Origin of the sequence: Bradyrhizobium sp. KB893862 SZCCT0404, assembly GCF_018130885.1 — a bacterium.
Classification (GTDB): Bacteria; Pseudomonadota; Alphaproteobacteria; order Rhizobiales; family Xanthobacteraceae; genus Bradyrhizobium; species Bradyrhizobium stylosanthis.
The window spans coordinates 403,517-418,932 of record NZ_JAFCLT010000007.1; the positions used below are offsets into that span (position 1 = coordinate 403,517).

General features: G+C 65.4%; 12 protein-coding genes and 1 pseudogene. 4 read left to right on the forward strand and 9 right to left on the reverse strand.

The window, feature by feature from the left end:
- Window positions 1-85: 85 nt before the first annotated feature.
- Window positions 86-319, reverse strand: coding sequence for a hypothetical protein (locus tag JQ617_RS27360; protein WP_014496823.1), 234 nt, complete (start codon window positions 317-319; stop codon window positions 86-88).
- A gap of 459 nt (window positions 320-778) precedes the next feature.
- Here JQ617_RS27360 and JQ617_RS27365 point away from each other — a divergent pair, with 459 nt between their 5' ends.
- Together JQ617_RS27365 and JQ617_RS27370 are read left to right on the forward strand one after the other, a co-directional pair.
- The gene (locus tag JQ617_RS27365; protein WP_063691045.1) at window positions 779-1,276 is read left to right on the forward strand and encodes a hypothetical protein; all 498 of its coding nucleotides are present in this window, start codon (window positions 779-781) and stop codon (window positions 1,274-1,276) included.
- Between the two features lie 73 nt (window positions 1,277-1,349).
- Window positions 1,350-2,183 carry a hypothetical protein gene (locus tag JQ617_RS27370; protein WP_212029013.1) on the forward strand — a complete coding sequence of 278 codons (834 nt, stop codon included), beginning with the start codon at window positions 1,350-1,352 and terminating at the stop codon, window positions 2,181-2,183.
- A 16-nt stretch (window positions 2,184-2,199) separates the two neighbouring features.
- Here the strand turns inward: JQ617_RS27370 and JQ617_RS27375 are convergent, their stop codons facing one another.
- The 5 genes from JQ617_RS27375 to JQ617_RS27395 all read right to left on the reverse strand — a co-directional run bounded on the left by JQ617_RS27375 (window position 2,200) and on the right by JQ617_RS27395 (window position 9,529).
- Window positions 2,200-2,991 (reverse strand): class I SAM-dependent methyltransferase, encoded by a 792-nt coding sequence (locus tag JQ617_RS27375; RefSeq protein WP_212029014.1) that lies wholly within the window; start codon window positions 2,989-2,991, stop codon window positions 2,200-2,202.
- A 72-nt stretch (window positions 2,992-3,063) separates the two neighbouring features.
- A complete protein-coding gene (locus tag JQ617_RS27380) occupies window positions 3,064-5,430 on the reverse strand; it encodes an efflux RND transporter permease subunit (protein ID WP_212029015.1) in 2,367 nt (788 codons plus the stop codon).
- 205 nt (window positions 5,431-5,635) lie between these two features.
- Window positions 5,636-6,421: an ethanolamine ammonia-lyase subunit EutC gene (gene eutC / locus JQ617_RS27385; protein ID WP_212029016.1), complete on the reverse strand. Its 786-nt coding sequence runs from the start codon at window positions 6,419-6,421 to the stop codon at window positions 5,636-5,638.
- The gene (locus JQ617_RS27390; RefSeq protein WP_063691053.1) at window positions 6,418-8,004 is read right to left on the reverse strand and encodes a B12-binding domain-containing radical SAM protein; all 1,587 of its coding nucleotides are present in this window, start codon (window positions 8,002-8,004) and stop codon (window positions 6,418-6,420) included. Before JQ617_RS27390 ends, eutC begins: the two co-directional genes overlap by 4 nt.
- 142 nt (window positions 8,005-8,146) lie before the next feature.
- Window positions 8,147-9,529, reverse strand: coding sequence for an ethanolamine ammonia-lyase subunit EutB (locus JQ617_RS27395; protein WP_212029017.1), 1,383 nt, complete (start codon window positions 9,527-9,529; stop codon window positions 8,147-8,149).
- Window positions 9,530-9,752: 223 nt separating this feature from the next.
- Here JQ617_RS27395 and JQ617_RS27400 point away from each other — a divergent pair, with 223 nt between their 5' ends.
- A complete protein-coding gene (locus tag JQ617_RS27400; protein ID WP_212029018.1) occupies window positions 9,753-11,492 on the forward strand; it encodes a methyl-accepting chemotaxis protein in 1,740 nt (579 codons plus the stop codon).
- Window positions 11,493-11,699: 207 nt separating this feature from the next.
- Here the strand turns inward: JQ617_RS27400 and JQ617_RS27405 are convergent, their stop codons facing one another.
- From JQ617_RS27405 to JQ617_RS27415, 3 genes and pseudogenes are all read right to left on the reverse strand, one after another.
- The gene (locus tag JQ617_RS27405) at window positions 11,700-12,716 is read right to left on the reverse strand and encodes a zinc-dependent alcohol dehydrogenase family protein (RefSeq protein WP_212029019.1); all 1,017 of its coding nucleotides are present in this window, start codon (window positions 12,714-12,716) and stop codon (window positions 11,700-11,702) included.
- Window positions 12,717-12,738: 22 nt separating this feature from the next.
- A pseudogene (locus JQ617_RS27410) lies at window positions 12,739-13,131 on the reverse strand ((R)-mandelonitrile lyase); the annotation flags it as partial.
- A 10-nt stretch (window positions 13,132-13,141) separates the two neighbouring features.
- Complete coding sequence (locus JQ617_RS27415) at window positions 13,142-14,371, reverse strand: MFS transporter (protein WP_212029021.1); 1,230 nt, start codon at window positions 14,369-14,371, stop codon at window positions 13,142-13,144.
- Window positions 14,372-14,501: 130 nt separating this feature from the next.
- Here JQ617_RS27415 and JQ617_RS27420 point away from each other — a divergent pair, with 130 nt between their 5' ends.
- Window positions 14,502-15,410, forward strand: coding sequence for a LysR family transcriptional regulator (locus JQ617_RS27420; RefSeq protein ID WP_212029022.1), 909 nt, complete (start codon window positions 14,502-14,504; stop codon window positions 15,408-15,410).
- The last annotated feature ends 6 nt before the right edge of the window (window positions 15,411-15,416 follow it).

The following is a 15,416-nucleotide window of genomic DNA, read 5'->3' on the forward strand; positions in this document are numbered from 1 at the left end:
CAATCCTGTCTGTCGATGGCCGCCCTGTGCGGATCGGGCCCGAAAAGGCGGCCCTGGGGCCGCCTGGGTGGGCCAGTGGCCGAGCTTACTGGTTGTGGTTCTTCAGGACCTGGTCGCAGGCCTGGGAGATCTTGGCCCGGTTCTCCTTCAGGCAGGCCAGGATGGTGAAATCGCCCTGATCGATGACCGGACGGCAGAACTTCTGCACATCGCGCGTGCAGGCCTTCTGCTCGGCGTCCGTGCCGCGTCCTGCCTGGGCGAATGCCGCGGTCGAAAGGGATGCCGACAGCAGGGTGAGAGCGACGAGAAGCTTACGCATTGTATTCCTTCATTCTGACGGCAGAATCGCACCGATCCCGGACAGCACTGGGCGGACGGCGGGAGCGGATTGTTCTGATGCAAGTCGCCGCGAAAGTTGCGGCCTCGGAGAAGGCACAAGCACTGGCAAATGCGGCCAAATTGGCGCCGCCCCCACCAAATCAGGTCTTCCCAGCGTCTTCATTGGCAGATGTAAGGGGTTGATACTACGTCATAATTCAGAAGCATCGCATTTTACTGCACGGCTGTTGCAGCGCTGCATCTCTCCGCCCCGCGGTTTGGGCCGGAAACATCCCGAAACAGAGCAAATCGCATGGTAGAGGCCCCTCGTCCGCGCCTGGTGAATAGCCATCTCTGGTTCCTGTGCGTTGAACCTGACACAGGCTCGAAACACTAAACCTTCGATGTGGCGAGACGTCCCGACCCTCAGCGGACGTCGTTCCAAAACGGGATATTTGTGATGAAATTCTTTGGGCGATCTGGACTGGCAATCAAGGCGGCGGGCATTGGGGCTGCGCTGCTCTTCTCAGTTTCGGCGAGCCACGCTCAGTCGTCCGGACCGTTTGCCGGCTTCGACGGCGCGTGGACCGGCACCGGCACGGTCTCGCTGTCGGACGGCTCCACCGAACGCATCCGCTGCAAGGCTGACTACAAGGTCGCCGGCAGCGGTCTCAACCTCAAGCAGGCCCTGCACTGCGCCTCCGACAGCTACAAGTTCGACCTCACCAGCGACGTGACCAGCCAAGGTGACCGCATCTCCGGCAACTGGAGCGAGGCGAGCCGCAATATCTTCGGCAATCTGCAGGGCACCGCCGGCGGCGGCCAGATCGACGTCTTCGTCGAGGCCAACGGCTTTGCGGCGAATCTGTCGCTGCGCACCAACGGCACCAAGCAGACCGTGCAGATCAGCTCGAAGGGCGAGATCCGCGGCGTCAACATCACGATGACCAAGGGCTGATTGCCCTTCCTAGTCGAAGGGATCACGGCCCCCGGTTCTCGCGAGCCGGGGGCTTTTTGCTGGGCGCGCTGACATGGACGTCATTCGCAGACATCTGCTCAAGGCCGCCGGGCTCCTCATAGCCAGTCGTGCCTTTGCCAGTGACCAGCAAGGAGCGAACATGCAGCCTTCCCAAGTGAAGCCGCGTCACGTGCTCTGCTTTCTCGGCAAGGACGAAACCCTGCTGCACCCGCCGAAGGCCGTGGCCAACACGATCGCCGATTTCAACTTCGAAATCGACCGCACCTATTCGCAGGCCAAACCGGATCCGCATATGGAGCGGTCGTTCGGCGTGTGCTGGGACCGTGTCTTCCCGAAAGCATGGTCTGCCGCCGACGAAGCCGCCGTGGCCGGCCACAAGGCGGTGCTCTACGTGCTCAGCCCGCCGCTGGAGCAGCGGAAGGCGGTCGCCTATTCGGCGGCGGCCTTGCGCATCGTCGAGGAGATGATCGAGGCCGGCGCGACGGCCGTGAAGGGCGAGAGCGCGGGCGTCGCCCACGGGCTCGTGCGATGGCGCAGTCTCGCAGAGCAGGCGCGCAGCGGCGCGAAGACCGGCCAGGGTCTCGGCATGACGCTCGCCCTCGCCAAGGCGTGTCGCCTCGCCTTCGCCAAGCGCCCGCTCGGCGGCGATCGCTACTACGAGACCGTCGGCTATCACCTCGTCGGCCTGCCGGAGGTCTATGTCGCGAAATCACGCGGCAACGAATGGAGCGCGGTCATGCTCATGGAGGAGATCGCCAACGCGATGGCCGAGCACGGCATCGACGCGACGCTGCGCGACCGCAAGCTCGCGCTCTCGCGCGAGCAGGACTACGCCGAGGACGATTTCAAGTTCAATCCGTACGGGATTATCCGGATCGAGGCGTGAGGCGTGGCGCGCCGGGTCAGTCCTTGCGCGCGATGCATTCGCACCGGCATCGGAAATAGACCGCGTCCGGATCGCGCCCCCAGGCTTCCCATCCGGCAAGCGCGGCCTGAATCTCGTCGTCCGTCGCGAGCCCCTTGGCCACCAGTTGCGACCCAAGACCGCGCAGGCTGCGCCGTGCGTCAGCGATTGCATCGCTACGGCTCGCCGCGTCAGCGCTGTGGTTGACGTAGCTGGCACCGGTCCACACCGGCGTAAACCCGTGGGTACGGAGAATGGAGCCCTGCCGGCGGCCGAAGAACAACGCGTCCGGCTCGTCATGCTCGTACCAGCGCTGCCAGAGATCGAGCGCGAGGCGCACGCCGTCGATTTCAGGATGAAGCAAGTTGCCGCCGATATCGGCATCGCGCGTCGCGACGAGGCCGCCCGGCTTCAGCACGCGCCGCGCTTCCGCCAGCGCTCGCGTCAGCATCGCCTGGCTCTGGTGGTACAGCACGGCATGGAAGAACACGGCATCGAACGTCCCGTCCCCGAACGGAAGCGCCGTCATGTCGGCCTCGATGAAGGACAGGTTGCGCGGACCGGCTTCCGTTGCAAGCCGCTTGGCAGCGGCGATCGCCTTCGGCTCGATATCGATGCCGACCGCCTTTGCGACAAGGCCTGCGAGCGCCGCCGTGATCGTCCCGGGCCCGCAGCCGGCGTCGAGCAGAACCATGTCCGACGTCAGGAACGGGACGACAAAGGCGGCCGAATCGCCGCCCCGCTTCTGCTGAAACGCCACGATGGAGCCGTCGTGCCGTATCGCCTGCATGGAGTGTCCTCGGAAGAAAATCGGCGCAGTCGTTCAGACTGCGCCGATTCCATGTCCGGTGGATGAAGCCGCTCAGATCGCCGGCTTGTCCGGTCCTTGCAGCTTGCCGTGCAAGTTGATCAGCCACATCGCTGTCGGCCTGAGGATGAAGAGGTCGGCGACGAGGGCCATGACCATCGAGAAGGCGCTGAGCCAACCGAACAGCCGCAGCGACGGCAGGTCGGAGAACACGGTGACGACGAGGCCGCAGGCCAGCACCACCGTGGTCAGGATCAGCGCGGGCCCGACCAGCACCGTCGCCCGCTCCACCGCGAGCGCCGAGCCGACACCGGGCTTGCTCTCGAGTCTCAAGCGGTTGAGGAAGTGGATGGTGGCGCTGAGGCCGAGGCCGAACGAGACGGTGAGCGCGACGACGCTGGCGAATTGCAGCCCCTCGCCCATCGCCCATAGCACCGTACCCGACATCACCACCGGGAAGATGCCGGGCAGGATGCAGGCGAACATCACGACCCAGGAGCGGAAGGCAAGGCCGATGAAGATCGCGACCAGCGCGAATTCCACGGTGAGGCCGCGGTTCAGCTTCTCGATCATGCTGGCCGAGTTGCGCGCAGCGATGGCGGCAAGGCCGGTCACGGCGATCTCGTAGCCGGGATGCTTCTTGCGGACGGCGTCGAGCTCGGTATCGAGCTTGTCGACGATCGGCAGGAGCTGGCTGGAATCCTTGTCCGGCACGCGGCCGGCGACCACGACGGCGTCCTGCTCGGCATCGATGAAGCGCCGCACCAGATGCTCGGGGATGACGCTGACATATTCCTTCAGCGTCGCGACGTCTGCGCTGCCGGCCTTTTCCGCCAGCCAGCGGCGCAAGGTCTCAAGCGACCAGACGTTGCCGACACCGGCCGCCTTCTCGACGGTCGCATGCACGTCGGCGATCGTCTGCAGCGTCTCCGGCGAATACAGCGTTTCACCCTTGGGGAACTGGACCAGGACGTTGACCGGGTTGGCGCCGGTGAGCTTGGCGTCGAGCCGGTCGCTGGCAGCGACCGCCTGGCGCTTGTCCGGCACCTGGTCGGCAAGGCGATAGCGCGGCTCCAGATTGGCGTAGATGATGCCGAGGCCGCCGACGAACAGCACCGCGATCAGGCTGAACAGGCCGGGCCGGCCGACCATACGCACCGCGATCCAGTAGCAGAAATTGCGCAGCGCCTGGACGCCGGCATCGGCGCTCTGGAATTTGACCGCGAACGTCTTCTCGTTGCGCACCAGCAGCACGCCGAACACCGGTACCAGCGACAGCACCGCGATCAGCGCGATGATGGTGGCGGCAAGGCCGGCCTCGCCGAACTTGCGGATCAGGTCCGAGTTGGAGAACTGCAGCGCGATGAAGGAAATGCCGGCGGTGCCGTGCGTCAGCACGCAGGCCGGCCCCACCACCAGCACCGCGTTCTTGAACGCGGTGAACTTGTCCTGGCCGGCGATCAGCCGGTCGCGCGCGGCGAAGGTCAGCTGCATCGAGTCCGAGAAGCTGATGACCATGATGAGCGGCGTCATCACGTTCAGGAACATGTTGAGGTTGAAATTGGCCCAGCCGAGCGCGCCCAGCGCCAGCAGGATGGCGATCATCGGCGGGAACGCCGCCGCCACCATGAACGAGATCTTGCGGAAGAAGATGATCGCGATGACGCAGCCGGCGAGGATGCCGAGGATGTTGTAGGTGAGCCCGTCGCGCTCGACCGCGTTGCGGATCTCGAGCTGCATCACCGGCACGCCGGAGAGCTGCACGTTGAGCCCGGTGTCGCTGAGATCCTCCTTCATCAGCCCGCGGATGTCGGCGACGGTCTTGGTCAGCTTGCTGGAGGCTACCACTTCGGGATCGAGCGACAGCACGATCAGCGCCAGCGTGCCGTCCTCCGACAGCAGCTTGCCGCGGATGATCTCGTTGTTCTTGACGGTCTCGATGAACTTGTCATAGGCCGCGCCCTCGGGCAGCTCGGGCGGGAACAGCGCCGCCGGCAGCTTGCCCGGCGCCGGCGCCTGGCGCGCCGAGAACAACGAGACGAGGCCACGGGTGCCCTCGACCAGCTGCATGTCGGTGACGAAGTCGCGCAGCTTCTCGAGGTTGTTGCGCGCCAAGAGGGTCTTGCCCTCGACCACGACCAGGACGTCGAATTCCTCGGCCGGGAACTTCTTGGTCACCTCTTCATACTGCTTGAATTCGCGGGTGTCGGAGCGGAACAGCTGCGACAGCGAATCGTCGATCTTGATCCGGTGGATGCCGAACACGGCGCCGACGATCAGGAAGAGCAGGACGATGCAGGAGACGATCGGGGCCCGGACGGCGATCAGCCCGATGCGCTCCAGCCCGAAGGCGATCGAGGACGTAGGTCCCTGCTCGACCTTGTCGACATGAACCTCACTCTCGCTGTGCTTTTCGAGCATGCCTTGTCCAGTTCCTAAATCGGCTCGGTTTATGAGCTTATTGCGCCCCGCGAACGGCTTGAAAACGCCATACCAATGGGAGGCTTGCCCCTTGAAAATGCGCGGAAAATCGCCGGCAGCGGTTTAGCAGGTCAACTGCCCTTCTCGCAAGCGCGGGAAAGGTCGCCGAATCGATCAAGATGCGGCGATTTTGCCGGAATGCCCGTCATTCCGGCAACGGCGTGCCAATTCGACGCGGCGCCCGGTCGGCGCTCTCGTCCTTCAGCGCGACACCGGTGACCTCCCGCGCCAGGCCTTCGCGGACCAGCCAGGCGATCTTGAAGGCGGCCTCGTCATGGCTCAACCCAGCCTTGTGGATGTTCGAGACGCAATTTCGCTCGGCATCGGTGCGGCCGGGCATCGGCGCGAAGGTCAGATAGGCGCCGAGACTGTCGGGCGCGGACAGGCCGGGCCGCTCGCCGATCAGCATCACGACCATGCGCGCGCCGAGAATCGCGCCAATCTCGTCGCCGAGCGCGACGCGCGCGCCTGAGGCGACGACGACGTGGCCGAGCGCGACAGCATCGCCCGCTGCGAGCAGCGGCAGCAGGCGTGCCACCAGCGCCACGGCATGGGCATCGACGGCCGCAGCCGACAGGCCGTCGCCGATCACGATCGCCAGCTGGCATGGCCCGGTGGCGCCTCGCGCCAGAGCTTCAGCGGAAGCCGAATCGAGCTGCCGCCCGAGATCCGGCCGGCGTAGATAGTCCCTGCGGTCGACCGCCTGGCTCCGTGCCTCGACGACGGCAAGACCGAGCTCGCCGAGATCGGCGACCAGGCGCGGCGCATCGAACACCGCATGCACGGCGTCGCGGGCGCGGGCATGGTCCAGCGTGAAATCGAGCAGTGGCTTTGTCGGCACGCTCGCACCACTGCGCCCGAGCGCAACGCGCGCAGCCGTGAACGACCTGAGGTCGATGGTCGGGCGCGCCGGGACGGATTTGTCGCTCATTCGGCGGGAACGGCGGCCTCGCGCAGCCGGATCGAGTAGTTCGAGGCGTTCTGCTTGCCGCTGGAGGCCGCGCGCGCAAAGGTGATGAGATGGTGCGCGATCAGGGTGCAGCCGATCAGCCCTTCAATGTCGCCGCGCTTGATGCGCCCCATCGCGAACTTCCAGAACACGCGCCTGTAATCGCCGAGCACGCCGACCTTCCAGAAGATGTTGCGCAGCATGACGAGACCGCGCCGGATATTCGGCCAGGTCTTCATCTCGTCCGGCACCGGCATCTTGAGGCGGTGGGGATAGACGTGATCGCACTGATACTGGAAGCGCGCATAGACCTTCTCGGGCTCGTAGGCGACACCCATGGCGTGCTTCCAGGAGGCGACGACCTCGTCGTAAGGCAGCAGGAAGTCGACGTTGGAATCGCGGCCGTCATCCTCGACCAGGCGTCCCTCGCGCTCGAGCCGGTCCCACAGTGGCGTCTTCGGCAGCGCCTGGAGCAGGTTGATGGTGAGCAGCGGAATACGGGATTCCTCGACGAAGGCGAGCAGCGCCTCCGAGGTGTTCGGCTTGTCGGTGTCGAGCCCCATGATGATGCCCGACACCACCTCCATGCCGTAGGAGTTGATGGTGCGCACACCCTCCAGGATCGGGACCATCATGTTGTGGTCCTTGTGCATCGCCTTCAGCGCATCGGGGTCGGGCGTCTCGATGCCGCAGAAGATGGTGATGAAATAGGCCTCACGCATCTTCTTGAGGATCTCCGGCCGCTTGGCGATGTTGAGCGTCGCCTCACAGGCAAGCCGCACCACATAGCCGGTCTTCTTCTGCCATTCGATCAGATGCGGCAGCAAATCCGACGCCGCCTTGCGGTTGCCGATGAAATTGTCGTCGACGAAATAGACCGTGTCGGTCATGCCGCATTCGCGCAGACGATCGAGCTCCGCGATGATCTGTTCCGGGGACTTGATGCGCGGGTTGCGGCCATAGAGGCCGGGGATGTCGCAGAACTCGCACTCATACGGGCAGCCGCTGGAGTACTGGATGCTGCCGAGGAAATAGCGCTTCACATCCGCAAGCTCATAGGCCGGGATCGGAAACTCCGTCATCGGCACGCGGTCTTTGGTGGTCAGCACCACCTGGCTTTCGGGGCGCGAGGTATCGCGCCCAAGAATGTCGAGCAGCTGATTGGTTGCGTCGCCGAGCTCGCCGACATGAAGATAGTCGAACGAGGGATAGTAATCCGGACAGGCGCTGACGGAGGGACCGCCGAGCGCCACCGGCAGATCGAACTCATGGGCACGGCGGCAGATGTCGTTCATCTGCTGACGCTGGATGTGCATGCCGCTCACGAACACCGCTTCCGCCCACTCGAACTCCTCCTCGGTGGTGCGGCGGAGATTCTCGTCGACGAATTTGACCTGCCAGTCCTCCGGCAGATAGGCCGCGAGCAACAAAAGCCCCTGCGGCGGCATGAAGGCGCGGACGCCGTCGGTCAATGGATAGGAATGCTCGAACGTCCCGAACGAGGAAGTATATCGCGGAAACACGCAGAGAATCCGCCGGGACGTACCGTTGCTTTCAGCTCGCATTGAAGCTCCCCCGCCACGCTCGACCTGGTTGCGGAAATTGCCAGCCAGACACATAGCGTAATGCTGTCGCCGGAATTTCTCAATATTGTGGCGTAGGCATAATTCCGAGAATGACCAATGGTTTCCCGGAGCGCCGGCCGCCTCACGCGATCAGCCGCGAGGCAAAATCGGGCAGCAGGCCTGCATCGCGGGCAAGGCGGAAATCGGCGCCTGCAATCCCCGACTGCACCAGCCAGTCGTCGAATTCCGGCGCGCGGCGCAAGGAGAAGACGTCCCGGACATAGAGCGCGTCGTGAAACGACGTGGACTGGTAGTTCAGCATGACGTCGTCGGCGCCGGGCACGCCCATGATGAAGGTGACGCCCGCGGCCGCCAGCAGCGTCAGCAGGTTGTCCATGTCGTCCTGGTCCGCCTCGGCATGGTTGGTGTAGCAGATGTCGATGCCGAGCGGCAGGCCGAGCAGCTTGCCGCAAAAATGGTCCTCCAGCCCGGCGCGGATGATTTCCTTGCCGTCGTAGAGATATTCCGGGCCGATGAAGCCGACCACGCTGTTGACCAGCAGCGGGGCAAAGGCGCGGGCGACCGCATAGGCGCGGGCCTCGCAGGTCTGCTGGTCGACGCCGTGATGGGCATTGGCCGACAGCGCCGAGCCTTGCCCGGTCTCGAAATACATCACGTTGTCGCCCACCGTGCCGCGCTTCTGCGACAGCCCCGCCTCCCGTCCCTCCTTCAGGAGCGCGAGGTCGATGCCAAAGCTGCGGTTGGCGGCCTCGGTGCCGGCGACAGACTGGAAGACGAGATCGACCGGCACCCCCTGCCCGATCAGCGACAGCGTCGTCGTGACATGGGTGAGCACGCAAGCCTGCGTCGGGATTTTCAGGCGGGCGATGATCTCATCCAGCAGCCGCAGCAACTGGCCGATCACCGCCGGATCGTCGCTCGCCGGATTGATGCCGATGCAGGCATCGCCGGCCCCGAGCAGGATGCCGTCGAGGATCGAGGCGGTGATGCCCCTGGCATCGTCGAACGGATGGTTGGGCTGCAGCCGCGTGCTCATCCGCCCTTTCAGGCCGATGGTGTTGCGGAAGGCGGTGACCACCTCGCATTTCCGCGCCGCCAGGATCAGGTCCTGGTTGCGCATCAGTTTCGACACCGCGGCCGCCATCTCCGGGGTGATGCCGGGCGCCAGCCGCTTCAGCATGTCGGGCGTCGCGGCGTCCGACAGCAGCCAGTCGCGGAAAGCCCCGACGGTCAGCGAGGCCACCGGCGCAAACGCGCCGAGGTCATGGCTGTCGATGACGAGGCGGGTGACCTCGTCGGTCTCGTAAGGGATCACGGCTTCCTGCAGGAACCGCCCGAGCGGCACGTCCGCGAGCGCCATCCGCGCCGCGATCATCTGCTCGGCGCTGCCGGCGGCAATGCCGGCCAGCCGGTCGCCGGAGCGCGGCGGGGTCGCTTTGGCGAGCAGGTCGCGCAAATCGGGGAACGTGTAGGTCGTTGAGTCGATGGTGTGGCGGTAGACCAAGGGCCTCTCCGGGGGTCGTCGGCCAACGGCCGACTCCAGGACTATCCCGAAACTCTACCTCCGGATCAAGACGCTGAAATAACTTGCCTTTCCTTCGACCAAGGTCGGGGGCGGCCGGGGCTCGCGTTAACGCCGCATCCATCTTCGTTCTGCATAGTTTTGCATCAATTTGTACGACCGCGCTCACCGGCCGCTCCAGGCCATTCCGGGCCCCTTGAACGCCATGACATCAGATCGATCTGGGAATGCCGCCAGCCTGGCAGGCCGCTTCACGCTGGCCACCAAGCTCTATGCGATCTTCGCGCTGTTCGCGCTGCTGACGGCGGCGATCGCGCTGCTGTCCGACTACAACAGCCGCCGCAGCACCGACCTGACCAACGCGATCGAGACGGCGAACGCCGCCGCGCTGAATGTCGAGCGCGTCAACTCGCTGGTCTATGCGGTGGTGATGGAATCGCGCGGCGTCTACATGTCGACCGAGCCCGCCGTGGTGAAGAAATACGGCGAGGGCCTGCTCAAGTTCAACGCCCAGATCCTCGACGTCGTGAAGCGCTGGGAGACCATCGTCAAGGCCGACGACGCCGAGCAGTTCGCGACCTTCAAGAAGCGCATCGAGCAGTTCGTCGAGTTCCGCAAGGAGCTGGTGCGGCGCGGCGTCGAGGTCAACGCGGCCGCCGGCCGCGAATGGGGTGACAACGACGCCAACCGCGCCGTACGCTCGGCGCTGAACAAGGATCTCGAGGCGCTCTCCAAGGTCTATGCCGAACGCGCCCGGCAGATCGCGCAGGCGACCGAGACCAACCGCACGCTGTCCTTCGTGCTGACCTGCCTCGGCGGCGTGGCGCTGGCGCTGGTCGTGATCGGCATCGTCATCATCGCCCGCTCGATCGCCCGGCCGCTCGCCGCGATCACCGCGACGATCAAGCAGGTCGCCGACGGCGCCGAGAACGTCGTGGTGCCGCATTCCGACCGCGCCGACGAGATCGGCGCGCTGGCGCGTGCCATCCAGGTGTTCCAGGACGCGATGGGGCGCAACCGCAACCTCGCCTCGCAGGTCTCGCAGGACTCCGCCGCGCGCGAGGCGCGCAGCCGTCATATCGAGCAGTCCGTCGAAGGCTTCCGCGAGGCGATCGGCGCGATCATGCGCGGCCTCAGCGACAACGCCTCCGTCATGCGCGAGACCGCGCAGACCATCACGCGCGTCACCGCAGATGCGAGCAGCCGCGCCGGCACGGCGGCGAGCGCCACCGAGCAGGCCTCGCACAATGTCACCGCGGTCGCGAGCGCGGCCGAGGAGCTGTCGGCTTCTGTCGAGGAGATCGGTCGCCAGGTGCGGCAGAGCGCCGGCGCGGTCGAGCAGACCGGCCAGCGCACGGAGAAATCGATCGCGGAGATCGAGAGCCTCGCCGCCGCCACCCAGCGCATCGACGGCGTGCTGAATTTGATCCAGGCGATCGCCGAGCAGACCAATTTGCTCGCCCTCAACGCCACCATCGAGGCCGCGCGCGCCGGCGATGCCGGCCGCGGCTTCGCCGTCGTCGCCCATGAGGTGAAGGCGCTCGCCGGCCAGACTGCCAAGGCCACCGCCGAGATCGGCGAGAACGTCGCGATGATCCAGTCCTCGACCCGCAGCGCCGTGGACGCGGTGCGCGAGATCGGCGGCGCGGTGCGCGAGATCAACGACGTCACCTCGGCGATCGCGGGCGCGGTCGGCCAGCAGGACCAGGCCACGCGCGAGATCTCGTCCAACGCGCAGAGCGCCGCGCAGGGCAACGAGACCCTCGTCGCCAACATCACCTCGCTGCGCGATGCCATCGGCGAGACCGACACCGCCGCGGCCTCCGTGCTGACGGCGGCGAGCAGCCTGACCGAGACGGCGGCGACGCTGTCGCGCGAGGTGGAGACGTTCTTCCAGAACCTGCGCGCAGGCGCCGCGGACGGCCGCATCGCCAAGGCGGGGTGACCGCCCAGCAAAGCCCGCTTCGGCTCGCACTGACTCAAAAGTGCGAAAACAACCCCATGCACAGTAGCCGGCGTCAGCCATATCAATGGCTTGACGACCCGCCACCGGAAATTGCTGATTTTACGAAACGGATTTGACTCGTCACGCAAAACACTGGCATAAGGTCATCGCGGCGATGGTACCCGCCGACGCCCGCACAGGCTCCCCCTACACCGTCAGCAGCGTCTTGATCGCCCGGCGCTGGTCCATTGCCTCATAGCCTTCGGCGACCCGTTCGAGAGGCAAAGTGAGATCGAACACCTTGCCGGGCTGAATGCGCCCGTTGAGTACCCTGTCCATCAGGTCGGGCAGGAAGCGGCGCACCGGTGCGGGGCCACCCAGCATGCGACGCTGGCCGAAGAACAGGGCTTGGCCTTCGAAGGTCACGCCATGGGGAACGCCGACATATCCGATGCTGCCGCCCGGCCGCGCGCATTCGAGCGCCTGCGACATGGCCTCCTGCGTGCCGACGCATTCCAGCACCGAGCCGGCGCCGACGCCCCGGGTCAGATCCTTGACGCGTGCGATGCCTTCGGCACCGCGCTCGACGACGATATCGGTCGCGCCGAACTCCCTGGCGAGATCCTGCCGTGTCTTGTGACGGCTCATCGCGATGATGCGCTCCGCGCCCATCTCCCTGGCCGCAAGCACACCCATGAGGCCGACCGCGCCGTCGCCGACCACCACCACCGTGGAGCCCTGCTTCACATCGGCAGCATCGGCCGCATACCAGCCGGTGCCGAGCACATCAGAGACCGCCAGCAAATGCGGGACGAGATCGCTGCCCGGCATCTCCCTGGTCGCGACCAGCGTGCCGTCCGCAAGGGCGACACGGGCGTAAGGCGCCTGCGCGCCCGACATGAACTCCCGCTGCTCGCACGAGGACTGGAAGCCGAACTTGCAATGCGGGCAGGTATTGTCCGAAAGGCAGAACGATCCGACGACAAACTGACCGGGCTTGATGGTCCGCACCGCGCTGCCGATTTCGACGACGACGCCGCAATATTCGTGGCCCATATGCGCGGGCCCATCCTGCGGCTGCAGACCGCGATAGGGCCAGAGATCGGAACCGCAGATGCAGGTGGCCGACAGCTTGATGATGGCGTCAGTCGGATACAGGATCTTCGGATCGTTGACGCCTTCGTAACGGATGTCGCCGGGACCGTGGAGGACGGTTGCCTTCATTGTCATGCTCCTTTTGCGCCGGGGCGCCGTACTGCTCGTCCGTCACCCGTTCCATCCATGTGACCGGGTTGCCGTCGAGCGATTCCTGAATCGCGATATGGGTCATGGCTGTTGCGGCGGACGCGCCATGCCAGTGCTTCTCGCCGGGTTCAAACGACACCACGTCGCCCGGACGGATCTCCTCGATGGGACCGCCCCAACGCTGCACGCAGCCAAGGCCTGCGGTGACGATCAGCGTCTGGCCGAACGGATGCGTGTGCCACGCCGTGCGCGCGCCGGGCTCGAAGGTGACGTGATTGCCGGCGACGCGCGAGGGATCGACGGCAGGAAACAAGGGATCGATCCGGACCGTGCCGGTGAAATACTCCGACGGAGCCCGGGTCGAAGGTTGGGATCCCGCTTGTCGAATTTGCATCGGATGTCTCTCAAAGGGCCTGGCTTGCCGGTACACAGGCCGCGCATTGCGCGTCCGCGCGTGCCCTGCGACGAAGAGCTCCGACCAGAATGACCGAAGACGAGAGAGCGAGGATGACGGCGCTGAACAGAAAGGTGGCCCGATAGCCGCTGAAGTCGAACAGCACGCCGCCGCCCGCAGCACCCGCGGTGATCGCAAGCTGAATCACCGCGACCATCAGGCCGCCGCCTGCTTCGGCGTCATCCGGCAAAGCCGTGCTGAGCCACGCCCACCAGCCCACAGGCGCCGCCGTGCCGATGAAGCCCCACAGGAACATCAGCGCCGCCGTTGCGCCGAGCGAGGAGCCGTAAACCGTCAACGCGACCGCTATGATCGCCATCGTGAACGGCATGACGACAAGAGACGCATGGAGACGCCGGTGGATGACGAGCCCGATCAGCGACGTGCCGATGAGACCGGCAACGCCCATCACCAGCAGCAGCGCCGAAATAGTGGTGGCATCGACACGCGTCACCGTCTCGAAGAAGGGCCGCGAATAGGTGAAGAGTGCGAACTGTCCGAGGAAGAACAGCGCCGCTGCGAGCATGCCGTAGGGGACGCCGGGGCGACGCAGGACCTTGAAGGCGGCGGCCGCGCCTGCGCGCTCCTGGCTCGGCATCCCAGGCAATGTGAGAAACTGCCAAAGCAGGGTCATCGCGGCGACCGGTACGACGCAGAAGAATGCTCCACGCCAGCCGATGTACTGGCCAAGGAAGCTGCCGAGCGGCGCGGCAATCGTGGTTGCGAGGGCGTTGCCGCCATTGAGAACCGCGAGTGCGCGCGGCACGTCCCTGGCCGGCACGAGGCGGATCATCGTCGCAGCGGACATCGACCAGAAGCCGCCGACGGCCACGCCGACCAGGGCGCGCCCCGCCATGAAGACCGGGTAGTTGGGCGCGAAGGCAACCACGACACCCGAGACCAGCGTGATGCCCGTGAGCCACAGCAGAACGGAGCGGCGGTCGATACCGCGCGTCAGGGCTGAGATGAAAAGACTGGTAAGGATGGCGAAGAGGCCGGACACGGAGATGGCCTGCCCCGCCTGCCCTTCCGTCAACCGGAGACCGCCGGCGATCGGCGTGAGCAGGCTTACGGGCATCCACTCGGTCGCAACCAGCGTCGCGGCGCAAAGCGATACGGCGAAAACCGCGCTCCATGCGGCTCGTGGCCGAGCCGCTTCTTGATCGATCGTGACGTCCATCGGAAATCCATATGTCGCGAAGCGCCCAGGCGGGCGCTGTTCACGGCGAAACATAGAGCCCCGAGGGTCGTTCGATTAGCCGGTATAATTTACTTGCATTGATCGATATGGGCCATAAATGGTGGCAGTCATGGCAAACCAGGATTTCAACGATCTGCTGGCCTTCGTGGCGGTTGCCCGCGAACGCAGCTTCACCAAAGCCGCCGCCAAGCTCGGCATCGTGCAGTCGACCCTCAGCCATACGATCAAGCGGCTAGAATCGCAGATGGGCCTGCGGCTGCTCACGCGCACGACGCGAAGCGTCGGCCTCACCGAAGCGGGCGAGCGGCTGCTGCAATCGGTTGCGCCCCGCATCGAAGAGATCGAGCGCGATATCGCCGCCCTGATGTCCCTGCGCGACACGCCGTCGGGCACCATCCGGCTGACGCTCTCCGACCACGCCCTGGAAAAGGCCGTCTGGCCGAAGCTGGCGCCGGTCCTGAAGAAATACCCCGACATCAAGGTCGAGTTCAGCCTCGACACCGCCTTCCGCAACATCGTCGAAGACGGCTTCGATGCAGGCGTCCGACTCGGCGAGAGCGTCGAGAAGGACATGATTGCGGTGCGCATCGGTCCGGACTGGCGGCTCGTCGCAGTCGCCGCGCCGGCCTATCTGAAGGAGCACCCCAAGCCGAAGCACCCGCAGGATCTCGTCGATCACGTCTGCATCAAACGGCGCGCGGCGGCCGGCGGTCACTATGTCTGGGAGTTCGCCAAGAACGGCCCTGACCTCAGGGTGCGCGTCGAGGGGCAACTCACCTTCAACGACTCCCGCGCGATGATCGACGCCGCCGTGAAGAGTTTCGGCATCGCCTACCTGCCCGAAGACATGGTGACGCAGCAGCTCCGGTCGGGTCAGCTCGTCATCGTGCTCGACGACTGGTCACCGAAGTTCGACGGCTACTACATCTATTATCCGACGTCGCGGCAGAATTCGGCGGCATTCAAGGTGATCGTCGATGCGCTGCGCCATCACGAATTGCGGAAGAAACGCGGCTGATGCCGG